Source organism: Spirosoma sp. KCTC 42546, from assembly GCF_006965485.1.
Lineage (GTDB): Bacteria > Bacteroidota > Bacteroidia > Cytophagales > Spirosomataceae > Spirosoma.
The window spans coordinates 2,107,393-2,133,668 of the sequence record NZ_CP041360.1; the positions used below are offsets into that span (position 1 = coordinate 2,107,393).

General features: G+C 49.3%; 22 protein-coding genes. 9 read left to right on the plus strand and 13 right to left on the minus strand.

Annotated elements, in window-relative coordinates:
* Positions 1-37: 37 nt before the first annotated feature.
* Both EXU85_RS08455 and EXU85_RS08460 read right to left on the minus strand, forming a co-directional pair.
* Positions 38-913 carry a hypothetical protein gene (locus EXU85_RS08455; protein ID WP_142771667.1) on the minus strand — a complete coding sequence of 292 codons (876 nt, stop codon included), beginning with the start codon at positions 911-913 and terminating at the stop codon, positions 38-40.
* A gap of 66 nt (positions 914-979) precedes the next feature.
* Entirely contained in the window at positions 980-2,806 is a 1,827-nt protein-coding gene (locus EXU85_RS08460; protein ID WP_142771668.1) for a glycoside hydrolase family 2 protein, read from the minus strand.
* A 128-nt stretch (positions 2,807-2,934) separates the two neighbouring features.
* Between EXU85_RS08460 and EXU85_RS08465 the strand changes: the two genes are divergently transcribed.
* On the plus strand, positions 2,935-4,221 hold the full coding sequence (locus EXU85_RS08465) for a sensor histidine kinase KdpD (protein ID WP_142771669.1): 1,287 nt from the start codon (positions 2,935-2,937) through the stop codon (positions 4,219-4,221).
* A gap of 102 nt (positions 4,222-4,323) precedes the next feature.
* The gene (locus EXU85_RS08470) at positions 4,324-4,806 is read left to right on the plus strand and encodes a response regulator (protein ID WP_142771670.1); all 483 of its coding nucleotides are present in this window, start codon (positions 4,324-4,326) and stop codon (positions 4,804-4,806) included.
* A gap of 91 nt (positions 4,807-4,897) precedes the next feature.
* Here EXU85_RS08470 and EXU85_RS08475 read toward each other — a convergent pair whose 3' ends face one another.
* On the minus strand, positions 4,898-5,695 hold the full coding sequence (locus EXU85_RS08475; RefSeq protein WP_142771671.1) for a ferritin-like domain-containing protein: 798 nt from the start codon (positions 5,693-5,695) through the stop codon (positions 4,898-4,900).
* A 15-nt stretch (positions 5,696-5,710) separates the two neighbouring features.
* Positions 5,711-6,436, minus strand: a complete 726-nt coding sequence (locus tag EXU85_RS08480; protein WP_142771672.1) for a ferritin-like domain-containing protein — start codon at positions 6,434-6,436, stop codon at positions 5,711-5,713.
* 189 nt (positions 6,437-6,625) lie between these two features.
* On the opposite strand from EXU85_RS08480, the gene EXU85_RS08485 reads away from it, so the two are divergent.
* Positions 6,626-7,741, plus strand: coding sequence for an alpha/beta hydrolase (locus EXU85_RS08485; protein WP_142771673.1), 1,116 nt, complete (start codon positions 6,626-6,628; stop codon positions 7,739-7,741).
* A 259-nt stretch (positions 7,742-8,000) separates the two neighbouring features.
* On the opposite strand, the gene EXU85_RS08490 is transcribed toward EXU85_RS08485, so the two are convergent.
* From EXU85_RS08490 to EXU85_RS08500, 3 genes are all read right to left on the minus strand, one after another.
* Positions 8,001-8,933 (minus strand): NADP-dependent oxidoreductase, encoded by a 933-nt coding sequence (locus EXU85_RS08490; protein ID WP_142771674.1) that lies wholly within the window; start codon positions 8,931-8,933, stop codon positions 8,001-8,003.
* Positions 8,934-9,024: 91 nt separating this feature from the next.
* The gene (locus EXU85_RS08495) at positions 9,025-9,498 is read right to left on the minus strand and encodes a Dps family protein (protein WP_142771675.1); all 474 of its coding nucleotides are present in this window, start codon (positions 9,496-9,498) and stop codon (positions 9,025-9,027) included.
* A 74-nt stretch (positions 9,499-9,572) separates the two neighbouring features.
* Positions 9,573-11,864 (minus strand): GH92 family glycosyl hydrolase, encoded by a 2,292-nt coding sequence (locus EXU85_RS08500; RefSeq protein ID WP_142771676.1) that lies wholly within the window; start codon positions 11,862-11,864, stop codon positions 9,573-9,575.
* Positions 11,865-12,404: 540 nt separating this feature from the next.
* Between EXU85_RS08500 and EXU85_RS08505 the strand changes: the two genes are divergently transcribed.
* Together EXU85_RS08505 and EXU85_RS08510 are read left to right on the plus strand one after the other, a co-directional pair.
* On the plus strand, positions 12,405-14,828 hold the full coding sequence (locus EXU85_RS08505) for a sialate O-acetylesterase (protein WP_246859465.1): 2,424 nt from the start codon (positions 12,405-12,407) through the stop codon (positions 14,826-14,828).
* An 89-nt stretch (positions 14,829-14,917) separates the two neighbouring features.
* Complete coding sequence (locus tag EXU85_RS08510) at positions 14,918-15,373, plus strand: RidA family protein (RefSeq protein ID WP_142771678.1); 456 nt, start codon at positions 14,918-14,920, stop codon at positions 15,371-15,373.
* Positions 15,374-15,426: 53 nt separating this feature from the next.
* Here EXU85_RS08510 and EXU85_RS08515 read toward each other — a convergent pair whose 3' ends face one another.
* Both EXU85_RS08515 and EXU85_RS08520 read right to left on the minus strand, forming a co-directional pair.
* Positions 15,427-16,041 (minus strand): 2,3-diphosphoglycerate-dependent phosphoglycerate mutase, encoded by a 615-nt coding sequence (locus EXU85_RS08515; RefSeq protein WP_142771679.1) that lies wholly within the window; start codon positions 16,039-16,041, stop codon positions 15,427-15,429.
* 79 nt (positions 16,042-16,120) lie between these two features.
* Complete coding sequence (locus tag EXU85_RS08520) at positions 16,121-17,536, minus strand: enolase C-terminal domain-like protein (RefSeq protein WP_142771680.1); 1,416 nt, start codon at positions 17,534-17,536, stop codon at positions 16,121-16,123.
* 128 nt (positions 17,537-17,664) lie between these two features.
* Here EXU85_RS08520 and EXU85_RS08525 point away from each other — a divergent pair, with 128 nt between their 5' ends.
* From EXU85_RS08525 to EXU85_RS08540, 4 genes are all read left to right on the plus strand, one after another.
* The gene (locus EXU85_RS08525; RefSeq protein WP_142771681.1) at positions 17,665-18,441 is read left to right on the plus strand and encodes an HpcH/HpaI aldolase/citrate lyase family protein; all 777 of its coding nucleotides are present in this window, start codon (positions 17,665-17,667) and stop codon (positions 18,439-18,441) included.
* Between the two features lie 152 nt (positions 18,442-18,593).
* Entirely contained in the window at positions 18,594-20,039 is a 1,446-nt protein-coding gene (locus EXU85_RS08530; RefSeq protein ID WP_142771682.1) for a GntP family permease, read from the plus strand.
* A 95-nt stretch (positions 20,040-20,134) separates the two neighbouring features.
* Complete coding sequence (locus EXU85_RS08535; RefSeq protein WP_142771683.1) at positions 20,135-21,025, plus strand: 2-hydroxy-3-oxopropionate reductase; 891 nt, start codon at positions 20,135-20,137, stop codon at positions 21,023-21,025.
* Positions 21,026-21,034: 9 nt separating this feature from the next.
* Positions 21,035-22,339, plus strand: coding sequence for an enolase C-terminal domain-like protein (locus EXU85_RS08540; protein WP_142771684.1), 1,305 nt, complete (start codon positions 21,035-21,037; stop codon positions 22,337-22,339).
* A gap of 70 nt (positions 22,340-22,409) precedes the next feature.
* Here EXU85_RS08540 and EXU85_RS35295 read toward each other — a convergent pair whose 3' ends face one another.
* The 4 genes from EXU85_RS35295 to EXU85_RS08555 form a co-directional block, all read right to left on the minus strand.
* Entirely contained in the window at positions 22,410-22,553 is a 144-nt protein-coding gene (locus tag EXU85_RS35295) for a hypothetical protein (protein WP_168207761.1), read from the minus strand.
* A 109-nt stretch (positions 22,554-22,662) separates the two neighbouring features.
* A complete protein-coding gene (locus EXU85_RS08545; protein ID WP_142771685.1) occupies positions 22,663-23,718 on the minus strand; it encodes a T9SS type A sorting domain-containing protein in 1,056 nt (351 codons plus the stop codon).
* An 85-nt stretch (positions 23,719-23,803) separates the two neighbouring features.
* Positions 23,804-24,955: a putative Ig domain-containing protein gene (locus tag EXU85_RS08550; RefSeq protein ID WP_142771686.1), complete on the minus strand. Its 1,152-nt coding sequence runs from the start codon at positions 24,953-24,955 to the stop codon at positions 23,804-23,806.
* A gap of 162 nt (positions 24,956-25,117) precedes the next feature.
* Positions 25,118-26,245, minus strand: a complete 1,128-nt coding sequence (locus tag EXU85_RS08555; RefSeq protein ID WP_246859466.1) for a YjbH domain-containing protein — start codon at positions 26,243-26,245, stop codon at positions 25,118-25,120.
* Positions 26,246-26,276 lie beyond the last annotated feature (31 nt).

Consider the following 26,276-nt stretch of genomic DNA (forward strand, 5'->3'; position numbering starts at 1 on the left):
GTTGTTTTGTTTATCAGGTGAATAAGGGATTAGTTTATTAATTCAGATTGAGGCCAACCGTTACGCCTAGCCAGGGTTTGTGCTGATATACCCACAGAGATCGGTTGCTATCCAGTAAATAATCGTAGCCGACGGCTAACCCCAGCGTAACGGCCCGATAGCCAAAAATTGCCGCCAGACCATAATTCAGACAGGCTCCCTCATAGTCATCCTGTACCATATTAGCGGTTGAAAAAGGGCCTACTGCACTTGCCGAAAGACCGAACAGACCACCTGCTCCAATACTAAATGACCGAATGTCTGATCGCTGCTGATGGTGGTAAAAAACGTTCCGCTGGAAACCCTGATCGTAGCGTAGGCCCACATAAACGGCCGCATTGGCATTGGTAGTCAGTTGAGGAACAAGCCCCGGCTGTGCCAGTCTGTATTTAAAGGGAATTGTCAATAGGTCCGTATCGAAGGAGGTAAAGTGATATCGAAACCAGGGACTTGTTTGGTTGACTGGTAATTGTTTGGGCTTAGGATTGACAAAAAATACATAAGCCGAGTCCGATACGTCAATGGTAGCCGGATTGTGATCATCAATTGGTAAGGAGGCTTTCAGGAATTCAACAAATAGGGTATCATTTTGCAGGTAAAGCGCAGCTCTGGAAGATTTGAATAGCCGTTTGCTTTGGTTACTACCCCGCTTGGGAGAAAAGTAAAGGTCCTGCCCTTTATTGACCCGAAAGGTCTGATCCAACTCCTGAATACTCCGTCGACTATGGTAAATGGATGTGCAACTACACGAAATTAACCCCAATGCCCAGTAAATAGGAAACCTCTGCTGGCTCAACAGCTTGCCAAACAGGCGTTTGCCTGCACCAATGAATGGGTAGCATACGAAACATTGATTCGGTAAGCGGGGATCCATTACCTCTATCTTAACAGGTTAATTTAAGTAGTCTCACACGCTCATAAGCCAGACTGAACTCGCGGGCTAGCTAGCCCGCGAGTTCAATAAGCCTGCCGGAACCGTCAGTTCGCCCGTCTGTGGGTCGATCAGTCCGTTTCGTTCATCCTCAATGTTGGTGGCCTGGGTGTATATATCCCCGGCAATGGTATACTGGCGTAATTCCTGTTTAAAGAGCCGGATTCGTTCGGCGCGGCCTTCGGATTCCTCAGGGCCGCCATAATTGGCAAACCCAAAACCACCCCATTCGCTAACGACTAAAGGCACCTGCCGACGGTAGAAAAACGGATCGCCAACGACCAATGGAAACGCAGCTACATGCTCCAGGTCTCCGGCAGTCAATTGGCCGAGCAGTTCCTTCCAGCGGTTTAAGTCCGGCGTGTAGAGGTGAGCTGTTAACAGGTCTGATTTCAGCCGGCCTTCCCACGAAATATGCTGCCAGCCGTCATTATCGACAACCAGGTATTGCGGATACGCAATCTGCATGTAATGGTACATATCCATAATGTACTGGCGCGTCTCCGGATTGGTGGCAATATCCTGCGCCCCCCAGTCTTCGTTATACAGGCTCCAGATCACAACGGAAGGGTGCGTACTAATCAATGACACCATTCGCAGGAGTTCGGCGCGGTGGTTCTGGCGGCTCTTGGCTGTTGAGCTATGCGGACTGGGAACCTCTACCCAGAGCATAAGCCCCAGTTTATCGGCCAGGTTGTAAATTCGGGGATCGACACCGGCAATGTGAACGCGTACCAGATTGCAGCCCAGTTCTTTCATCGCCAGCATGTGTCGCTGCATCTCCTCGTACGTAGCCGTGCCCGGCTGGTACAGAATACCATCGAGGTAAACCGGCGAATTATTCAGATAGATATATCGTCCCCGCGCTTCTATTTTGCGCAGACCAAACCGGGTTTCAATCTGGGCGGCATAGCCTTCGGCGTCAATGAGCTGGGCAATGAGTTTGTAGCGTGTCGGTGATTCGGGTGACCATAAACCCGCCCCCGGTAGTTCGAGCACGACCCGTTGTTGCTTTTGTCCGGCATCCAGTTGCAATGGAAAATCGGAGGTGGCAATGGGCTCAGTCTGTTGGAGATCGTAGGCCTGTAGTCGCAGGATATAGTGGCCGGGATCATGAATGCGGGTTGTTACACTAAAGCGCACCAGTTGATCTTCCACCACGCTGACCACACCCACGCGGGAGCGAAGTCGGTTCCGCTCCACGGTTTCGAGCCAAACGCTGCGAACGGCCCCTGTATAGGTCTGATACCAGATGCCCCCCCGTTTATACACATGCGATTCCTGCTTACCCCTTGGAATTTCGGCGTCCATGGTATCCGCAATTCGTACTGTAAGCCGGTTTTGCGGGCGTAAATAGTCTTCCGGTAATTCATAGGAGAACGACGTATACTCACCCAGGTGAATCTCCTCATCTTCAATTGTGTGGAGCGGATGGCCATTAAGCCATACCCGGGTTTCGTAGCCGCAGGCACCAAAGGTGAGCTGGATCATAGAACGAGCGTGCGGTTCACTGCGATGAGGCAGCGTAAATTCCCGTTCGTACCACGCAACTACCTTATCCTGCCATCCGGCAGAAGAACCTTGACCTTTGGCCTGCGCCATATGGGATTCAATGGAGCCCGGCCAATGGGCTGTTCCATCAAAGGAATGACCAACGTACCAGCGCTGAAGTAATCCTTTATCGTCAGGATCGATCGTAAACCGCCATTCTCCGTCTAGCAGCAAATACGTATTTGGGCGCAGAACGGCCCGGGGGAGTTCGTTAATGGGTTCTGCCAGGGGAGCTTTTTCCGGCCTGCTGGCCGAGAAACTAGTGTTGGGCTGTTTTGATTCCATAGGTTCAGGATGAAAGATAGAAAACATCTTATAGGTGCCTTCTGTTTGATCTGGGCCACTGACTCGTTTTTTTAAGCAGTTCTGGTACCTCGTTAGTTAAAAAGTTAGTGCACTCCATCCCCCTGTTTATGACACCCTCTTCTGATTCTCCGCAGCCTCTGGTCGAACTTGTTTCCTACCTGTTTACCCGACGAGAAGCCATCTTAAACAATTGGCGGCAAGCTTGTGAGCAGGATGAGGTATTGAATAGAATTTCATCATTAAGTCGAGAGGAGTTCAATAACTTATTACCCGTTATTTTAAACATCCTTGAACAGCGGTTGCTGAATAAGCCTCAGGAAGCCGATCCAGGCACAACGGCTACCTCGCACGGGTTACATCGTTGGCAAAAGGCTTATGCGTTACCAGAGACGCTGCGGGAGTTAAATCTCTTGACCCAGATACTCTTCGCTGAAATACAGTCCTTTCAGGAGATTTTTCCAAAAACCGATACCCGGTTGCTTCTACAGGCCCAGCAAACAATGGTTCAGCTCATGACTGAAACCATTGAAGGAAGTGTGCAGAAGTATGACGAGTTTCAGCGGCTGGAAGCCGCTAACCGATTCTCAACGCTGCAACAGGCACTCGATCAGATTCAGTCCTTATCCCGCCAGCGGGGCGATTTACTGCGAACATCCTCCCATGATCTCAAAAGTAGTTTTGGCATCATCAATAGTGCCGCTTCTGTTTTGAGAATGGAGGGGCTAAGTGATCAGGAGCGAGAGCAGTTTATGGATATGTTGAATCGCAACCTTACCCATGTGCAGTCGATGCTGGGCAGTCTTATGGATCTCTCACGACTTGAAGCTGGTGAAGAATCGCTGCATATTCAGTCGTTCGATGCCGCTAAACTGCTTAAGGAATTAGTAACAGGCGTACAGCCCATGGCCGCAGAGCGGGGATTGGTCCTTCGGGCCGATGGACCCGATTCATTGCCGGTGGAAAGCGACCCGGTTAAAATTCAACGGATTGTACAAAATCTATTACTCAATGCAATCCAGTATACACCAACTGGATTTATATCCGTTTCCTGGTCTAATGAAGTCGACATGCACTGGATGTTCAGTATTCAGGATTCCGGGCCCGGTTTACAAAGTAGTCTGACCAGCTTATTGGCTAAGCAACTCAGACCTACTATAGATTCTACAAGTAGTATGGGCCCTGGCGAGTCGCAACCAGTTCCCGTTTTACCATCGTCTGATCATGAAATAACCGGAGAGGCACTCCTGCAAGAACAAACAAATGGGCTAATACACGGAGAAGGAGTTGGGTTACAAATTGTTAAGCGATTGTGCGAGTTATTGAAGGCTAACCTCGATATCGAAACCCGCGCTGACCGGGGAACATTATTCCGTATTCGGCTACCTAGTCATTAGGCTAGCCAGGTCCGAATGAAAACTAGATTAAACTCAGAACATTCTACTTAATAAATAGATTATTAGACTAGATAGATAAGATAGCTTTATACCCATTTTTCAATGAAGGTTAACGATACTCACTCGATCATTAAAGCCAATTTCAGGCTTGCTAAAGTGCTTATTGTCGAAGACAATGAGGATCACTGGTTATTGATCAAGCAGGCTATGCAGCAGGTTCTGCCCGAGGTAACCCCCGTCCGGGTAGCTACTCCAGGACTGGCTTTAACTTTACTGAATGAATGGCAGTATCAGGAGTGGGAGGTTCCAAAACTGATACTGTTAGATCTCTACCTGCCTGAAAGTGAAGATGGATGGGCACTACTTGAGCAAATTAAACGGATGCCTTCTCCACTTGATCAGGTTCGCATTGTGATGCTCAGCTCGTCGGAAGTACCAGTCGACATTCTGAAAGCGTATCAATTGGGTATTTCCTCTTATACCGTAAAGCCTACTAATTTTCCTGATTGGCTTACGTTTTTTCAGGAGCTGCGCGCTTACTGGTGGGAAACCGTCAGTTTACCTCCTACGCATTATTCGTTTTAACAGCTTACTGCTGATAAGCAAACAGGCAGAATTAACCCGGGTTAATTCTGCCTGTTTGCTTATAATATATCTAGTTCAGTTACCTAACTGCTTAGGCCAGAAAAGGCTTAACAATCTCTAAAACCTGCTCTTTGGTTAGTGGCTCATCAAATGCTTCGGTTATACCTTCAATGGGGACCACACCATTCAGGATTCCCTGTAGATTGATATTCTTTTGCGTCACATTGCCCTCGCCCATGTACACGCCAGCAGCCGCCGGTGGTAAACCCGATGGACTGGACTGGGATATCCATCCTTTTTGACCCCGCAGGAATCGGACCCGTGCCGCATGGGTGGCTTCTGTGGCATGAATCTGTAGCGCTGTTTCCAGAATAGGCTTTGCATTCATCAGGTTAGGTGCCTGCCCTTTGTACGCCCGAACCCCTGTATCTTCGAAGGCCTGTGATACCGCGGCAAAGGTCTGGAAATTTGTAAACGTATCCGGGAAGTTCCCCTTGGCTGAGAAATCGAACTTTGGTTCTGCAATAGCTTTTGAACCAAGAACCGTTTTTAGCAAATTAACATGGATTTGCTCGTGGCGTCGGATTAGCTCAAAGGCAGGCTTATACTGGGATGGAATCATGGTCAGGTTATTCCCAATATCATAAAACCGATACTCCAGGTATTCCAGTGTAAGTGCAAAGTTGAGCACATCCACTACATTGTCGGGTAAGGCGCTTGATTGCCCATACGCAGAGGTCAGTGCTGAGGCTAAAATAGAGGGAGCTGCTACAGCTACTGTTTTTTTGGTCAGGCTACTAAACAGGCCTCGACGGGATACGTGCTCTAAGCGGTCGAAAAATTCGTTGTCAACCTGTTCGAGTTCGGCGAAAATAGATTGTAGATTCATAATTGTTGAGCAGGTTTAGGCAACGGTAGTTGGAAGGTTTCGGGCATCGATGGTTTCACGGATGTATTTCTGGGCCATCGGTAGTACTTCCGAAGGTTCCTTTTTGATGAACAGGCCGTCAATAACAATATTATCGCCCGAGAAAGCGGTTTGATTCATGTACTGCATTTCACGGATGATGGATACGTGCCGCGCTTCGACAGATACGATTTTTCCTGCTACAGCCAGGTTTTCGGGGTCTGTCAGGTACTTGCCTCCACCATTGTAAGCGGCAGTTCCGATTTCGGCAAACATGCGGGCTGCTTCCAGCACATCGGTGCGTTGCCGAAAGTAGATACTGCTAAAATCGAGCGTGAGATCGGGAATGCCGGCACCTGCCAACGCCGTCCGATAGAAAGCGCGGTGCGTTACTTCGTGGTTGCGCAGATCCTGAAATAACTGCATCTCCATAGCGGTCATTCCCTCGTAAGGATTTGCCAATACGAGTTCGTAAAAGCGAGCTTCAATCTGCTCCAAAACGAAGGCGTAGTTCAGAATGCCGAGATCACCACCGGGCAGGGTAATAACATCGCCGGGTGCTGCTGCCCGGGCACCATCCGGACGAACCTGAAGATCGGCTGTGGAGCAGGCGGTAAGAAGCCCACCCGTTACGGCTGCGGCTCCAACAGTTCGCAAAAAAGAGCGCCGTTGGGTATTAACTACCGGGGGCGTCGGCTGCGTGAAATTGGTACTATTTTCCATTGAGTAAATGAATAAATGTTGATACTATGGGCAATACTAGCCTGGAAGCTAACTAGTTTGACAGAGTGAGGTAACGGCCTTACCGCACTTTATACTAGCTTCCTGATCACCCAGACCATTCCCTCATTTTCTCTGTGGAGCCGCTCCACTACCTTCATTATGGCAGTTTGTGTGAAAAAATCAACGTTCATGAATCAATTTTGCACAAACCGATTTATTCGTAGAAACGGACTTAGACTGTCTGCTGCTGTACTCATTACGCTTGGCCTAGTGGCCTGCCAGGATCACCGCATTCCATTAGCGGGCCAGGGTATACAACCAACGGGCCCCAAGCCGACCTGGGGACCAACCATTACGCCCCAGATGCAGGCCGTTATTGAAGAACTGGGTCGACTCAGTCCTATTCCCCTCAATACGCTTACGCCCCAACAGGCGCGGCAACAACCTTCGTTTAAGGATGCGGTTAATTCGCTGCTGGATAAAAACAAGATTCCACGCCCAACTGCCAACGTTACGGTTAGTCAACGGACAATTCCTGGGGCTGGGGGGGTACCGATTCGGATAGTGGTCTATACACCCAATAACGTGGCCGGACCAATGCCGGTCATCGTGTATTACCACGGTGGTGGCTGGGTGATTGCCAGTCCGGAAGTATACGAATATTCGACACTGGCATTAGCCGAAGAAACGGGTGCAGTTGTGGTATCGGTCGATTATCGACTGGCTCCGGAAAACAAGTTTCCGACCGCCCACGAAGACGCCTTTGCGGCTTATAAATGGGTCACTCAGAATGCCGCCAGCCTGAATGGCAATCCCGCGAAGATAGCCGTTGCGGGCGAAAGTGCAGGCGGAAATATGGCCATTACGGTGAGCATGATGGCCCGCGATCAGAGTATTGCGTTGCCAGTACATATTCTGTCGGTTTATCCGGTGGCCAATAACTTTCTGGATACGCCTTCCTATAACATTTATGCCGATGCCAAACCGTTGAACCGGCCTTTGGTGAAATATTTCACGGATAATTATTTTAACTCGCCTGCCGATGGAGATAGTCCGCTGATTTCGTTACTTGATGTGGCCAATCTAAATGGACTGCCGCCAACCACCATTATTGCAGCCGAGATTGATCCCTTACAGAGCGAAGGAGAGGAGTTAAGTAAGAAGTTACAGGCGTCGGGTGTAAACGTAACGTATCGGCTGTTTAACGGAGCCACGCACGAGTTTTTTGGTATGTACGCTATTGTCCCCCAGGCCCAGCAGGCGCAGGATCTAGCCGCCACTCAGCTCCGAAACGCGTTTAAGTAAGAGTTACCTATATAGTAACAAAGTTTTGGTATGGCCCCTTCAGGGTCAAATATTTATAGCAAAATCATTGTTACTATAAATAGTTGACCCTAAAAGGGTCATACCAAAACGCTGCTAAGAACGATAAGCTATATGTTCCTACCCTTGGCCTGTATCCTTACAGAACATTTTCACAAAGGCAGACCATAGGCGGCCTGTGAGGATACAGACCGAGGATATGGCCTTAGCGGCAACTCAGCTCAAAAACGTGTTTAAACAATCAAAACGTTAATACAATTTTTCCCGTTGTCCGGCGGCTTTCCAACTGCTGATGAGCACTGGCGATCTGATCGGCGGGGAGCACTTCACTGACCGTGATTTTTAATTTACCGTCGGTGATGAACTGGTTGATCGTTTCCAGATCGCTGCCGCTGGTGTGTACCTGCGTTCGCTCGGCCGTAATATCGGGCCGGATAGCCAGTACCTTATCCATCGCGCCATAGGCAATCGAGATCAGATGACCATTGGGTTTGAGAACTTTAGCCGATTTGAAAACTGTGTCGACACCCGCCGTATCGAATACGAGATCGACATTCTGTACGGCTTTCTCGACATCGGTTGTAGTATAGTCGATAAACTCATCGACGCCCAGCGAGCGCACAAAGGCTTCGTTTTTGCCCGATGCGGTACCGATCACATACGCGCCGATCGCTTTTGCCAGTTGAACGGCCAGGTGACCAACCCCGCCGGATGCCGCCTGAATCAGTAACCTATCGCCCGCCTTCAGGTGTCCGTGTTCGGTGAGTGACTGCCAGGCTGTTAAGACGGCTAAAGGTGCGGCTGCCGCTTCTTCGAACGATAATTCTGCGGGTTTATGGGCCAGATGGGCTGCAGGGGCGGCTACATACTCGGCGTAGGCATTGCCCGGTTGGGGGAAATTGACCATGCCATAGACGGCATCGCCCGGTTTGAAGGCGGTTACGTTGCTACCTGCTTCAACCACCTCGCCCGCCATATCCCAACCCAGAATGATTGGCGGGGTATAGTTCTGAGAATAAGGCGTTGTGCCTGCGCGCGTTTTAAAATCGGCAGGATTTACGCCAAACGCCCTTACTTTCACTAGTACGTCATCGGGCGTGATAGTTGGTATGGGTACTTCCTGAATGGCGAAGTTTTCGGTGCCACCCCAGTTGCTTAACACAATGGCTTTCATGGGTTTTGAGATGAGTGATAGATAATGTAAAATGGATAATGCACAATGGTTTGCTAGCCTCATTATGCATTATCCATTTTACATTATTCATTTAGTTTAAGTGGGCCCGAAGCATCCAGGCAATTTTTTCGTGCTTTTCCATGAGGCCGGTGATGTAATCGCTAGTTCCGGCATCCTTGTGGGCATCGGCAAATTCGTCAATATTCCCACGAATAAACTCAATGATGCTTTCGTGGTCGCTCAATAGTTTTTTAATCAAGCTCCGGCTATCATTTCCATCTTCGTCCTGTTCGGTAAGATGGGTTAGTTGCAGGAAGTTTTTCAGCGTAGCGGGTGCGTAGTGGCCTAACTGACGAATACGCTCGGCAACATCATCTACAATCTCAGCCGACTGCTTATATAATTCTTCGAAGTAGAGGTGTACTGAATGAAAGTCCATCCCCTCCAGATTCCAGTGCGCATTCAGGGTCTTTGTGTAAAGAACAAATTCGTCGGCCAGCAGCTTGGCTAGTTGATGGGCAACAACTTCCCGATTTTCGGCTGAAATCCCAATGCTTGTTTTCATGTGTAGTAGTTTTTAAGTGAGTGAAAGGTATGTATAATGGCCATAGAACACACTAAGCGGGGAATTTCATTCCCTCACTTAGCCGTTGTAGCTGAAAATGAATACGGAAAATCGTTTGGCTGAATACCCCGTTGCCGGTTCGGAGTCGTAGACATATCGAAATCTAAAACAGCCCCCTGTTGTAACCCCTGATGGCTCAGCCAGTTTTTGGTATAAGCCTTTCCATTCAAACGCATTGTGTTAATATATCGGTGCTGAGCGCTATTGTTTGGTGCGTTGATAACCACCTGTTTGCCGTTTTCCAGTTTGGCCGTTATCTTTTTGAATAAGGGTGCGCCAAGAACGTACTGATCGGTGCCTGGACAAACGGGGTAAAAACCCATTGCGCTGAAGACGTACCAGGCCGATGTCTGGCCGTTGTCTTCGTCGCCACAATAACCATCGGCCGTTGGTAGATACAATCGGTTCATCACTTCCCGAAGCCAGTATTGGGCTTTCCAGGGCTCTCCGGCGTAGTTATACAGATAAATCATGTGTTGGATAGGCTGGTTCCCGTGGGCATATTGGCCCATGTTGGCAATCTGCATCTCCCGAATTTCGTGAATGACGCTCCCATAATAGCTCTCGTCGTACATGGGCGGGATCATAAAGACGGAATCTAATTTCGTAACGAACTGTTGTCGGCCACCCATCAAATTGATGAGGCCCTGCACATCATGAAAAACCGACCAGGTGTAATGCCAACTGTTGCCTTCGGTAAACGCATCGCCCCATTTGAACGGATTAAACGGCGATTGGAACGACCCATCTTTATTCTTGCCCCGCATCAATCCCGTCTGCCTGTCGAACAGATTTCGGTAATTCTGGCTCCGTTTTGCAAATCGATCGATTTCGGCTTGCGGTCGTTTAAGGGCTTTGGCGAGTTGATAAATCGTAAAATCATCGTAGGCATATTCCAGCGTCCGGGCCGCATTTTCGTTGATTTTTACATCGTAAGGCACATACCCCAGTGTATTGTAATAATCAACTCCCCGACGCCCGACGGCATCCAGCGGCCCTTCTTTCTCCGAATTTTTTAACACGGCTTCATACAATGTGTTGATATCGTAGCCACGACCGCCTTTCAGATAGGCATCGGCAATGATAGACGCCGAATTGGAACCGACCATCGTGTTACGCAGACCCGGACTTGCCCATTCGGGTAACCAGCCCCCTTCCTTATACGCATTGGCTAAGCCTTCCTGAATCTGTACATTCAGCGATGGGTACATCAGGTTCAGGAAGGGGAATAAGGAGCGGAAGGTATCCCAGAAACCGGTGTCGGTGAACATGTATCCCGGCTTCACCTGGCCGTTGTACGGGCTATAATGCACCACTTTTTGGGCAGCATCCAACTCGTAAAACTTCCGGGGGAACAGCAGTGAGCGATACAAACAGGAGTAAAACGTTTGCGTTTGGGCCACTGTGCCACCGTCTACCTGAATCCGACCAAGTTCTTTGTTCCAGGCCTGTTTTGCTTTCTGCCTGACGGTCTCGAACGAATCATTGCCCAGTTCCTTCAGATTCAGTTCCGCCTGCTCAACGCTGATAAACGACGAGGCTACCCGAGCCTGAACCTGTTCGCCTTTGGTTGTTTTGAAACCTACTACCGCTCCGGCGTGCGTCGATTTAATTTCCAGAGAATCTTTGGTAATCGTTTTCTCGTGCCAGACTTGCGAACTAGCGAACGGTTTATCAAAATAGATGACGAAGTAGTTTTTAAAATTGGTTGGTACGCCACCGCTGTTGCGGGTGGTATAGCCACTGATTTTCCGCTCCTTCGGGCTGATTTTTACGTACGACTCGTTGTCGAAGGCATCCAGGACCACATACGAATGATCCGTTTTCGGGAACGTAAACCGAAAACTGGCAGCCCGTTCGGTTGGGGCTAGTTCGGTTGTGATGTCATGGTCGGCCAGATAGACGCTGTAGTAATAAGGCGTCGCCACTTCTGATTTGTGCGAGTACCAACTGGCGCGTTCGGTTTCGTCAATGCGTAGCTTCCCGGTTATAGGCATGAGTGAAAACTGACCGTAGTCGTTCATCCAGGGCGATGGCTGGTGCGTTTGTTTGAACCCCCGAATTTTGTCGGCTGCATAGGTGTAGGCCCAGCCATCGCCCATTTTGCCCGTTTGCGGCATCCAGAAATTCATTCCCCAGGGCAGTGCGATGGCTGGATAGGTATTTCCGTTGGAAAGACTCGGCTTTGAATCCGTTCCAATTAACGGATTGACCATACTGACCCAGTCGGTACCAGGCGCTGACGGTTGTGCATATACGATGGCAGGTAAAGCGGCCAAAATAAGTATGTAGAGGTAGTTCTTCATAGAAGTAACATCAATGAGGGTAGTTAGTTACCAGGCGAATCACCTACGGATTGGCTTGGTAAATAGGGGAGAGCGACTGTGTTATGCGTATTACTAATTCTGGACAAATTTAGTCGGAATACACTCGCTGATGCAAACGCTCAGCTACAGAGATTCCCTATAATTAGCTGTAATAGGATCTACCGGTAACTTCATTATTTAAAAGTGTATATAGTGCTGATTATGTATAAATTAAGTATATCTATATTAAATTTTGTAAAATAAAAATTGTGTAAACGGTAGTTTTGCTGTAGTTTTGATAGCACCTCAAGGAAAAATCCACACTTTTTACACCCTATCAGACAGCTCTTTACGTGCCATTGGCGCTTTTTTTACAAGCATCACAACTAATGCCTGATAGTTACGCATGATTTTTGCTTCAAATAAGGATATATTAATTCTATTTTGACTACTTGAAATTTAATAAATGCTAATAACGTGTACAAAATGGATGTGAGGGGGAATTTAGCAGTATGTATAGCGCTAATAGCTAGTCTAGTCATGCCCTGTGAATCAGAGGCTCAAATCAAAATTACCTTTCCCGTTAGTCGGCTGGTACTGCAGCGCAACAACAGTAATCAGGCAACTGTGCAGATTGCTGGCAGTTATAGCCAGTCGCTGGATGTTGTGGAAGCCCGCGTAGTTGCCCGCGTTACAGGACAGGGTACCACAACCGATTGGGCAACTTTGCAGACAAACCCAACCAATGGCCAATTCAATGGGACACTCGCTGTAAAAGGTGGATGGTACAAGGTACTGGTGCGAGGGAAAAGCGGAGGGGTCGTAGTAACATCAGATTCAGTAGATCGGTTTGGGGTAGGAGAGGTATTTGCTATTATGGGGCATTCCAATGCGCAGGGATCAGGTTGTACGGTAAACGGCGTTAACCAATGCCCCTCTATTAATGGAGCCAGCGATGATCGGGTCAATGTAGTAGCCCTTGATCAAAATGGGAGTGCCTTTCAGCAATACCTGAATACCGCCGATACGCAATACCTCCCTGGTTTGGCGTTGAGCCAATTGCAGATTAACAGTGGCTTCTCGCCGTTTGCGAGTATACCCTGGCTATGGGGCCATATGGGCGATGCCCTTGTCCAGCGAATTAATGTGCCGGTTATGTTGTACAATGCTGGCTTCGGTGGAACGAATATGCAGCAGAACTACTGGGCATCCTATAACATACCGTTCCAGCATTCCTTTGTTCGCTACGACCTTCGCATGCCTTACGCTAATTTTCGTAACCTCATGAACCTGTATGTACCCACAACCGGGCTACGGGCTGTATTGATTCAGCATGGCGAAAATGATCGGGACAATCCAACCGATTCGACGGCAAAATATTATACCAAAGTCATTGATAAGCTGCGAACGGAGTTCAACAAACCCAATCTGGCCTGCATTATTGCGCTATCGTCATTCGTTGGTGCCCGCTTCGATAATGTTCGGGCGGCCCAACTCAGGGTCATCGGTACGTCTGGCTATTCGGCGTTTCAGGGGCCCGATCTGGACAATATCAACACCCAGGCCGACCGTCCCGATGGTATCCATTTCTCCCCCTCGGGTCAGACTAAAGCGGGTGATTTCTGGGCTACTGCCATTACAGACTCGTACCTATCGACGATATCTCCCTATGTCGCTGAGCCACAACCGCTGGCCAGTATTGCCTGCGCAACGGCTAATCAACTCCAGCTCACCCAGCCAGGCGGTTATCAATATACCTGGAACACAGGTAGTACCAGCAATAGTCTGACGGTTGGCGCTGGCGTTTATCTGGCCCGACTAAAGAATGGTCAAAACAAGGTGTATTTCCCGCCTGCCGTAGTTGTGCCCACAAACGTTCAGCCTACACCGCCAACCGTAACTTCCGATAATGGAACCCAGGCTATTTGCAAAACTACCGGCCTGAAACTCAGCTCGTCGTATGCCGGGCCGAATCGCTGGAGTACCGGTGCCACATCGACGTCGATTGTGGTTACAACACCCGGCTCCTACAGTGTTCAAGCCCAAAATGCGGTGTATGGTTGTTTGTCTACTGCTGTTTCACAAACGATTAGTCTGGCTCCTGCGGATCTTACGTTAGCTATTCGAACCTCTAAACGTACTGTGGCGCTTAACGATACGGTTAGTTTCTGGTTCATCGTGCAGAATAAAGGAGGCTGCGATTTAGGCGCTATATCGATTCAAAGTCGCCTTCCACCTAACCTCTCGTTCATATCATCTGCCGATAATTTGAGTGCCGCTAATAATGTAGTCAGTGGCAGTGTTAGCGCTATACCTTCCGGTCTAACGATGAGTCGACGGTATGTGGCACGCCTAACGGCTCCAGGGACTTATATTGCCGCTGCTGAGTTAACGGCTTCTGCAAATCCAGTATTGGGTGGCATTCTGAACAACGGAACGGCCAATGGGGAACAGGATGAAGCCCAGGTTGACCTACGAACAACCGTATCGTCGACTAATGTATACGTATCACCGAATCCTAATCAGGGACCTTTGCCGCCCGTTCAGTCGAATCAGCCCACACCCGACCCCAACAAAGCAGACCTGAGCTTACAGATGCAGACCAGTAGCCAGTCCGTAAAGATCGGGCAACCCATCAGTATTACACTGACGGTAAAAAACCAGGGGGGCCTCGCGGCAACCAATGTTGTCCTGAACAATTTACTTCCTGCGGGCCTGCAGTTTGTTAGTTCTGCTTCGGGTATGACGCTAACGGGATCAACGGTTAGAGGTACTATTAGTCAGATAGCCGCTGGTCAGTCGGTTACGATAACGTTTGTTGTTCAGGCAACCAGTACGGGTACATTCACGAACCGGGCTCAAGTCATGACCCTCGATCAGTCCGATGCCGATTCGGTACCGGGAAATGGGTACACCAATGGTGAAGATGATCAGGCAAGCACTTACCTCCGAACAACTGAGTAATGCTGCTAGGAAATATTCGTTACTGAGTATACTAGTCGGTTAATACACAGCTTACCCATAGTATAGATAATAACTTTATTCGATACAATATGAGTTACCTCCGAAATTTTCTATTGTGGATTGTGCTGGCTTCCTGTAGCCAGGCTCAGCCACCAACTCCCGTAAAAGTACCCAGTGGTTATCTATATAAAGTAGATACTGGTATACCGGGTCAGACTGTTTATGTGTGCGGAGAACGCCCGTACAATACGAATGGCGATTTAGTGGGCTCGGGTGATTTAGGTGCACAGACCCGCCAGATATTTGAGAATCTAAAAACCTCACTGGCTACCGTAAATATGAGCTTGACTGATGTTACGCAGGTAAAGTACTCTGTCAAAGATGGAACAGGCACTACGCTTGTGAGTGATGCCGATTCGCAACTACTCAAGACGATTCAGGCTACTTACTTTGCAACGGCTCCCAAAATTGTTGAAATGAAAAGCGTGACCCAAACCGTTCGCGAAGATGTGCTGATTGAGGTTGAGGTAATTGCGGTGAAATAAGGGATAAGTAAGCTAATCTGAATTTGCCTGATTACCTGACTATCGAACGATTCTTATTTTGGTAATAGCTTAAACTCGCCGGTGGCCAGGTCGTAGTCGTATTGACGTGGGATACCTGTAGCCAATTCAACTTTTTCAATATCTGTTGGGCTAATGTGTTCCAACTCCATCAGTAAAGCCCGCAGACTGTTCCCGTGCGCTACCACGAGTACGGCTTTTCCGGCCTGTAGATGTGGCAAAATCGTTGTTTTAAAGTAGGGGATCACGCGGGCATGGGTGTCGGCTAAACTTTCACCGTTCGGTGGCGTATCCGTATAGCCCCGTCGCCACCGGAATACCTGCTCGGCTCCAAATCGGGCTTCGGATTCCAGCTTATTCATCCCCTGCAAATCGCCATACATACGCTCGTTCAGAGCCGCACTGCGCTCAATCGGCAGGTCTGTCTGACCAATTTCGTCCAGAATAAGGGCCATTGTTTCAATAGCCCGCTGCAATACGGATGTAAACCCGATCCCGAAGTTTGGGGGTTGATGGGCTTTGAGTAACGCACCCGCTTCGCGGGCTTCGTGTCGACCCAACTCGGTTAGCGGTGTATCGGTATTACCCGTAAAGCGGTTTTCTAAATTCCACTGTGATTGTCCGTGTCGGACGATGACGAAGAGAGGCATATGTAGTAACTACAAAATAGATAGGGAAAGTGTTTCCCGCATACATAGGGCAACACCCTATGTATTTATAAATCATGTTCTAGCTAAATAAATTTTCATAATGCGCTGAGGGAGCCAAAATCCCGCCACTCTGCTCATAAAACGATTGATCGGTAGGGTACACACCTTTTTGAGGTTGGGTCCAGGTTGCACCCGCTTTTGGGTGGTAACTCATCAGGGTAGTCCAGTTTTTGAAATACTGCCGACCATTGGTTTCCTGTAACCCTACGCTCATTCCAGGGAAGGGTGCCAAACGGGCAGCGACACACTTGTTCCAATCGACCAGGATCGGGTTGACAGTTAAGTCGGCGCAAAAGCAGGGGATCTTTTTTTCGAAGGCCAACTGGGTAATTTTCATGGTCATGCTTAAGGTTTTTGCGATGGCTTTCACGGCAATAGCTGAATAGCCCTGCTCAATTCGTTGGGCTGCATCCTCCACCGTATGGGCACTTTCATCGGCGGCAATGCGTACACCCATATCACCGACAAAAACCTCATTGTCTTCGGCGAAGGGTTCTTCGATTACCGCGATTTGGTCGAAAGCGCCAATTTTTTTGGCATGATCCAGAAAACGAAGCAGCGTTTCTTTTGATTCGTATCGGCCGTTGGCATCGAAGTAATACGGTATTTTTCCGCTCTTCGTATAAGGGGTTTCGTAATGACCAATTGCCTTATGAACTGCCGATAGAAAAGCGATGTCCTTTTCAATCATTTCCTGTTGTGTACCTGCCGATCCGGTTTTCAGTTTCAGGATAAAATACCCTTCGTCGGCGGCTTTCTTAATCGTATCGGCGGATGTGCCTACACTAAACGACGGAATACAGGCGACCTGCTTATGACGATACGACAAACCCGGTTTATAGGCATCGGGAATCATTTCGTCGAACCGGGTCATGTTGTTTTCCTGGGCGTACAGGAGCCAGGCCGCGTTATCGACACATACCAGCGAATTCAGGGCAAAGGTTTTTCGTAGATTGGGGTTTCCCGTTATCGTTTTGCCATAGGCCAGTACCTCGGGAAGAAGCCTATCAACTAACTCGACTGGATTCGTAAAGGAAGTCCCTTTCATCAATTGCAAGGCGTGTTCGCTCATGGCATACATAAGCGCATTGCCCGCACTTTCGGAATGGGTGGCAAACACACTTGAATCCGACCAGAGAACCCCTTGTGTGCCTAGCCCGATTTTATGAATACCCGACTCAGATTCAAGTCGGGCTACAGTTTGCCAACTATCGGTTATGGCACTTCCCTTGAACCGATAGGGATTCAGTGGTTCCCGTTCAAAATTAGCATTGACAGCGCTGATCCGAATCGTCGCTAAGGGCTTTCTTGAACTGATTGACTCCGTAGAAGTGGGGGCGAATCCGGCCGTGCCCACGGCCATCAATGCCGAACCTGTACCAATCATAAATTCCCGTCGGTTTATGGGTTTGTATTCGCTATTCAGATGATTCATAGACTAGTTGATGGGTAGGTAAGATGGATGTGAGCTGATTAACTAGGCCAATTGGCCGCTGTAAACAGTTGCATTGGGAATCTGATAAGATAAGAAGTATAGTCAATCGGTTCTCTCCTTTATTGTGCATGAAAAACCTGAAGCAACGTCTCAAGCAGGGCGAAACACTCAATGGGTGCTGGTTAAATCTGGGCAGTTCATTAACCGCCGAACTAGTTGGTCAGGCTGGTTTCGACTGGGTATTGATCGACCTTGAACACGGAGCGGGTTCAGAAAAAGATGTTCTCTACCAGTTGCAGGCGCTGGAACATACCACTGCTGGTGCCATTGTGCGGGTAGAAAGTGCCGAAAGTCAGCGTATCCACCGGGTGCTGGATATGGGTGCCGAAGGTGTCATGTGCCCTAAGATCAGTAGTCCAGAGGAGGCTCAAAAGGTAGTGAACGGCTTACATTATCCTCCTCACGGTAATCGGGGAGTAGCCAAGATGGTGCGGGCTACGGGCTTCGCCCAGAACTTTGCTCAGTATTATGAAGATGCCAGAGAGACAATTTTGGGTATCGTGCAAATCGAGACCGTAGCGGTGCTGGATCACCTGGATGCCGTAGCCGCCATTGATGGTGTGGATGTGCTGTTTATTGGACCGGCCGATCTGTCGATGGAGCTAGGTATATTCGGGCAGTTCGACCATCCTCGTTTTAAAGAGGCTCTGCAGGAAACGGTCAACGCGGCTCAAAAGGCGGGCAAATCGACGGGTATTCTGTTTTTCAATCCTAATGATTACCAAACTTATCATGAGCTGGGTATACGGTTAATTGCCTGCGGAGCCGATGCCACCTTCGTTGCGGATGGTGCCCGAAGTCTGGCTCAAAAGTTGAATGGGTTTAGACGCGCGTTTAACGTATAAACCGGGCGTAGACCAGGGTTAAGCTGTACACGTATTGACCCAGATTGTGCCTTCTTTTTTTACAGGATTATAGTCGGGCCGCCGGGCTGTAATCCTGGCGAAAAAACTTCTCCTACACCTCGTAACCCTTACACCGTAACCTTCCCCTCCGAATGACTGATCCGCTTTTTATTTTGGCCGTTGGTGTACTCATCGTGGTAGGCGGTATCATCGGATTGAAGCTACACCCGTTTCTGGCGTTGTTACTGGGCGCTTTTGCAGTAGCACTGCTGACGCCCGCTTCGGCCATTGAACAGTTTGCATTGTCGAAGGGAACTGCACCGGCAGCCGCACTGGCTCTGGCTAAAAAAGGCATCGGTGAGCGTATTGCAACCGAGTTTGGGAATACCTGCGGTAAAATAGGTATCCTGATCGCTATGGCGGCTATCATCGGCAAAAGTATGCTGGAGAGCGGGGCCGCCGAACGGATTATTCGATCGATGCTTCGGCTAACCGGCATCGGGAAAGCACCTATTGCTTTCCTGGTCAGCAGCTTTTTTCTGGGAATTCCCGTGTTTTTCGATACGGTTATTTTCCTGATGATGCCGCTGGCTAAAGCAATGACCTTGCGAATCGGTAAAAATTACCTGCTGCTCGTCCTGTGTATTATGGCGGGTGCTGCTATGGCCAACTCATTGGTACCACCCGCACCGGGACCCTTATTTCTGGTTGGGGAAATGAAAATTCCCATCGGGATGATGATGATCGGAGGGACCATCGTTGGTCTGTTTACCATCACAGCGGGCTATTTCTTTGCCCTCTGGGCCAATCGGAAATGGCCGATACCGTTGCGCGACTCGCTGGATGCCCGGCTAGAGGATCTTAAACTGGTGGCGGCTAAGGAGGATCAGCACCTGCCTTCGCTCGGGGTGTCGTTACTGCCCGTATTGATTCCGCTCGTGTTCATTTGCGCAGATACGGCCCTCAATGCTCTGGCAACGCCAGGTGTGCCGCTTACGCAATCGCCGGTATTAAGTAAACTATTAAGCCTGATCAAATTTTTCGGGGATAAAAACATTGCCATCATCACCGGTGGTATTGCTGCCTTATTGATACTGGCCCGGCAGAAACGAGGTAATAAAGAAGGGCTAACGCCTTTTGTACAGGCAGCGCTGATGAGTGGCGGAGGCATTATCCTGATTACCGCAGCGGGCGGGGCTTTCGGTGGTATGCTGCAACAGACGGGCATCAGCGCCAAGATTGCCGATATGACTAAAGACTACCAGATGGCTTTGATTCCTCTGGCGTTCCTGATTGCGGCTGTAGTTCGTACGGCGCAGGGATCAGCTACGGTGGCGTTGATTACCGCATCCGGAATTCTCTCGGGTATGGCGGGTAACGCTAACCTGGCGTTTCATCCACTCTACCTGGGACTGGCCATTGGCTGTGGGTCAAAGCTGGTTCCCTGGATGAACGACGCGGGTTTCTGGATCATCTGCAAACTGAGCAATTTAACCGAACAGGAGGCTTTAAAAACCATTTCGCCCCTGCTTGTGGTCATGGGATTAACTGGCCTCGTTATCATCCTGATTGCCGCCCAGTTGTTTCCGTTAGTTTGATGTATTGAACGCAGAGCCTCAGAGGACACATTTTTACCATATGTTTTCTGTGACCTCTGTGGCTCTGTGTTGAAAAAGATGTTCGTTTCTCAACTATGGAAAAAATAGGATTTATTGGGTTGGGTATTATGGGCAAGCCTATGGCACTCAACCTGCTCAAGGCTGGCTATGTTGTCACTATACTAAGTCATAGCAAAGCGGCCGCAGCGTTAATTGATGCCGGTGCACAGTCCGTTACCACCTGTAAGCTAGTAGCCCAGCAGAGTGATATTATCATTACTATGCTTCCCGATGCGCCCGTTGTTGAGCAGGTATTGTCTGGGCCTGAGGGCGCACTCGCTGGTATTCAGCCAGGTAGTTTGTTCATCGATATGTCTACGGTTTCGCCTTCGACCGCTACGCATACCTACAGGCTAATACGGGAAAAGGGAGTAGACGCGCTCGATGCACCGGTTTCGGGTGGTCAGGTGGGGGCAGAAACAGCTACGTTGTCGATCATGGTAGGCGGGGACGAGGCTGCGTTTCAGCGTGCCCTGCCTATATTTCAGGCAATGGGTAAAACGGTTGTTCACGTGGGCGAGTCGGGGGCGGGGCAAACTACGAAAGCCTGTAATCAGCTCATCGTGGGCATCACTATTCAGGCAGTGGCCGAAGCGTTTACCCTGGCACAAAAAGCCGGGGTCGACCTTGAAAAAATGCGCGAGGTCTTATTGGGCGGTTTTGCCCAGAGCCGTATCCTCGATCTACATGGTAAACGCATCATTAACCGGGATTTTCAACCGGGCGGAAAACTGAAATTTCACCAGAAAGACATGGCTATTGCGCTACAGATTGGTGAAGACCTGGCCGTGTCGCTCAAAGGAACGGCTTTGGTGGCAACACAAATGGATAAGGCAGTAGCGTTGGGATTGGGTGATTTAGACCATAGTGCCCTTGCATTGCTGGTAGAAGCGAACGTCGGCCCGGCAGTTATCATGTCAAAATAAACCCTCATTATGAACCCTAAAACTGGACCCCGAATTAATCAGATCATCATTACACCTATTGCCATCGTTGATCCGCCCTTGCTGAATGCGGCTGGTCTGCACGCACCCTATGCCCTTCGGACCATCGTTGAACTGGTGACGGACGATGGTATTTCGGGCATAAGCGAGATACCGGGTAATAGTGCTATTGATGCGGCTCTGCATGAGTCCGTCGAGTTACTCATTGGAAAGGATGTTTTTCAACTCAATGAAATCCGACAGGTACTGGTCAACCGATTTGGAACCGAAACGGCTGCTCAACGGGGACAGGCACCCTGGGACCAGCGAAAGCTCGTTCACATCTTCAGCGCCATTGAAGTGGCCTGCATGGACATTATCGGCAAAGTAACGAATCGACCCGTTGTTGATCTATTAGGCGGAAGGATGCGGGACCGCGTGCCGTTCTCGGCCTATCTGTTTTATAAATACGAAGGGGCAGGAGGGGAGTTGGGCTTCCATACAGACCCAACTGCCCAGGGGTGGGCCGCTGCCCGACAAGCCGCGGCTTTGGACCCTGAAGGTATTGTTGCCCAGGCAAAAGCCATGTGTGCGGAATTTGGATTTCAATCGATCAAGCTGAAAGGTGGCGTTTTTGAGCCGCAGCAGGAGGTGGATGCCATGTTTGCCCTGCATGAAGCCTTTGGTCCCGATGTACCCCTGCGAATTGATCCGAATGCCCTCTGGACGGTCGAAACGGCCATCAAGTACGGTAAACAGATGGAGCCTATCCTTGAATATCTGGAAGATCCGGTTCGAGGTCAGGAAAATATGGCCAGGGTCCGGCAAGCGGTAAAAACGCCCTTAGCGACCAATATGTGTACCACTTCGTTTGAGGATATTCCCACCAGTATTGCTATTGGCTCGGAGGATATTATCCTGAGCGACCATCATTTTTGGGGAGGACTTCGTTCGTCAATTACCCTTGCCGGTATTTGCTCGACATTCGGACGTGGGTTATCAATGCATTCGAATAGCCATCTGGGCATTTCGCTGGCGGCTATGGTGCATCTGGGTGCGGCACTACCCCAATTGCCTTATGCATTGGATACGCACTATCCCTGGCAATCGGATGAAGTCATTACAGGCGGACGTTTCAACTTTGAGGAAGGAGCTGTACTTGTTCCGGAGGGCCCTGGCCTGGGCGTTGAGTTAGACCGGGTGGCACTGGCAGCCTTACACCAGAAATACCTCAACTGTGGTTTAACAAAGCGGGATGATGAGATCGAAATGCAAAAAGTACAGCCTGGCTGGACGTTTCAGGCCATTCGGTGGTGATATAACGAATAACAAAAAAAGGCTGCATCTTTTTGGAAGATGCAGCCTTTTTTTGTTAGCAAGTAGTACGTTACACGAACGTACCGCCGAAGCCATCGACGTTCGAGCCTGTTTTTAGCGTCAGTTTTTTGACATTACCCAGCGATTTAACGCGGGGTGCCTGATACGCCTTTTTCGGCGAAGCATTCGATATATGGTTAGACTTTGTTTTCATGTGCCTGGAAAGTTAACTAGTATGAAACAGTTCCTGATAGGGATTCGGTATCGGCTGACAAGGACTAACAGATTTATAAAATCCAGTTTAGTTAATCAGCCAGGCGAATCTATTCGACAATTAAGCGATGCTTACGAGTCTGACCACGTTCATCCACCGTCAGAATGTACACCCCCGTCGAGAGCTTACCCGTCACCTTTAACAACAGATTCCCCGACTCGACACCCATCTTCTGAACCGGCATCAAACGACCATCTGCGCCATAAAAATTGATCTGTGCCGTCTCGGGCTCATCCAGACTCAACCGGAACTGCTGATCATTGAGCACCGGATTGGGGAACACGCCATAGGCACCTTCACGCAGCACCACCGACACCACCGGGAATACCGTCGATTTGCCATCCAGATCCATCTGGGTCAGCCGATAGTAGCTCGTACCCGCGTAAGGCGTCTGGTCAATCAGGTGGTAATTCTTCAGCGAATTGCTGTTGGCTCCCAACTCCGTTACTTCGCCCACTTTCTCAAAACCTTTCAGATCCTTGCTGCGCTCGATCAGAAAGCCCTTGTTGTTGGTTTCCAGCGAGGTGGTCCAGGCTAGGGCAACCGTGCGATCCTCCTGGGCTTTGGCCGTGAAGGAAACCAGGGCTACGGGTAAAGCACCCGCCGTTACCGCCACGGGCGTGCTGGCATTGTCGTTGTTGGGGTTGTTGGTACCGATACCACTGGAGAGGGCATTGCTCAGCACATTGGGCGGCAAGCCTCCCGTTACGCGTACGCCAACGATGGCTAAGCGCAGATCATAGATGGCATTACCGGGCACGGGCCCGTTATTGCTGCGGACAGTAACAATGGTGCCATTGGTTCCATCATAAGCGCCCACAGTAACTGACAGGTTGGCCGTGGTGCCCGCCACAGGCGAGATAACCACGACTGAGGAGCCGGTTACGCCAATATTGGGGGGCAGGTTAACGGTATAGGTAGCGGTAGCGGATTGAGGGATATCGGTGGAGCTACCATTGCCAAAGCTGGCGGTGAGACTAGCGGCTTGTCCAACCTGGATGGGGTTGGGGCTAATGACGATTCCTCCCACGGAGGGATCCTGGGCGAAGGCGGCATAGCTGCTGCACAAGACCGTCAAAAGCATAAGTAAACGTTTCCGGATCATAACAATAGACGATAAGTTTATAGAAAAAGACCGTACCCTTAGGAAACCTGCCAACTAGCAAAATGTTAGTTGGCAGGTGTAAAATTTATAGACCACTTATAATCCGGCTATAGATATTGTTTGCCGAATTATTATCGTAGGTGTTGGTCGCGTCATCATTAACGTTCACCACAATGTTGGATGTGCTTCCTGAGTTAGCAGATGTGCGAGTGAGGGTAAAGCCTATTTTTACTTTAGCAAACCCAGCAATCGCTTCACCCCCATTTATGGTCAGGGTCAATTGCTGATTCTGAGCATTGTTAGTAACTGACCACTTCGTATTATCGACCGCAACCGGATTCGTAAGCCCTCCTGATACATTGATGCTGGTAATGGAATTTGAGAACGAAATGCTGTAACCCGTTGGCGCTGTAACGGTAAAGATAACATTGCCGGTGGATGTAGCAAAGCCATCCAATTCGGCTATTTCGACAACAAAGTCACGCGAATTGTTGGGACTCGTTGCGGCAAAGTTAGCCTGAGGCAAGTCGATGGTTGGCGTTAAATCCGATTGTGCTGGCGCTGCACCCGAGACAATGATCGTAAAGGTGGTATTTATGGCAAGACCTAGTGAGTTCGTCGCGGTAATGGTGACTTGCGAAATTCCAGGGGATGCCGGAGGACCTGTAATGACCAGACCGTTAAAGGTAAGTCCATCAGGCAAACCAGCTGCGGTTAGCGTCAATGGATTGTTATTCGGGTCTGTAAATGTGTTAGCCGGGATGATGAACGTGAAGTTTGATCCAACGGTAGCGTTCTGTGTTCCAATTGGCGTACTGACAAACGGCCGCTGTGCTGCATTGGGGTCACCAGCAGGAGCAACAGTAATCACGGCTTCAGCAATATCGCTCAAGCAACCGCTTTTTGAGCAGGCAGTTGGAATAACAATGGTTCCGGTTGCGCTGGTTGGAACACTGATGGTGCCACCTGGAGCAACTGTGTACACACCATTGCTGCCAAAATATTGAATGATACCACCCGCACAGCCTGTGGCCGTAATACTAAAAGGACTTCCAACCGTAACAGTCGCCGATGCTGGCGATACAGTAGGAGGGGTCAGTCCGCAGGGATTAGAAAAACTGCCTGCCGACGTAATAATGGGTGCTGCCGATACTTGGGCGGCAATCATCAGGCCAAGCAGTATCCCAAGACACCGGGTTAAGGCCGAATAAGCGTGGAGTTGTAGAGATAAACGCATAGTAAAAAAGGGATTATTGAGTTGGGTAGTGGACCTAGACCGGAGGTATAGGAGGTGATTTAAAGAGTGATTAAGATTTTTTTCGTTTACACGAGTTGGTTGAATCGTTGAGAGTTTTTCCATTGAGTATTGATTAGTAGACGATGAAACATGACGATTATACTAGGGCTGTTGTTGACGTAAATAATCGGAATGATACTGACGAAGCAGGGCATCCAGTTGATTACCTACCCGATACCGTAGGCCAACGTTACTCCCTCCTCCATTATAGGAGTACTCCCAGCGAAACTCCTCCGTTGTTCGTACTCGTAACCGTTTCGACTGCGCCAAGCGGCCGGGTGGAATCGGGATCGCAAAATTGAAACCTGCCGTTGACCCTTTCGTTGTTTTCATCGCAAAAACCCCTACCTCCACTGAATAAAGTTGACGGATAAAGTCAAACCGTACGCCCTGATCCTGGTACAGATATTGCCCTCCAGACAACTTAAGGGTAATATCCCGCTTACTGATTCGATACGCCACATCGGCTAAGATCATGGCCTTATCCATCGACTCGTAATAAATCCCCTTCGTTGGGTAGTAATAGTCACCGGTTAAACTGGCTTCCAGACCAAACGACCAGGGTTTGGTTAAGTTAGTATGTCGATATTGTAGGTTTACACCATACTGGTTACTGTAAAAGAAACCAACCGACCCACTTATGAAATCCTGGCCACTCAGGGCTAAAAACTGATTCAGGTAAATAGGCGCTGGCCGAATATTCATTGGCTGCGTATCGTAGTTATTCGTGATCGGGAACAACACCCCTATATTCAGTACCAGCCCCCGGGTCAAATACAGCTGGCTTTGTAAGAGCAAGCTGATTTTTGTTTGAAACGGGTCCATCTTATACCCGAAGTTGGCAACCATCTCCGGATGGAGCCGGAAATCGACTTTGTAATGGCCCGGCCCAGCCGGAATACTATGTCGTAACGCTTTCCGTTCGGTTCGGGATAATAAACTGGTTTGCCAGTTGGCTCCCAGTCGATACCCGGCAATAGGTACTCCCTGATAGAGTGGAACAAATTCAGTGGTAGCCGGTTTGGCAAGCGTCTGACTCAGTTCCAACAGACCAATCATTGGGTTTCTGTAGAGCCGCTGCTCATAATATACCCGCTGGCTGGCACTATCAATGGTTAGGTTTTCGAAATTCAGCAACGTTCGTTGATCCTGTTGCTGACAAAAACCTACCTGAACAGACCAGCACAGCACTAAATAACTCAATACAATTGCTGATCTATTTCTTGTCACAATGCGCACTTAGCTTACTTTTAAATACCGT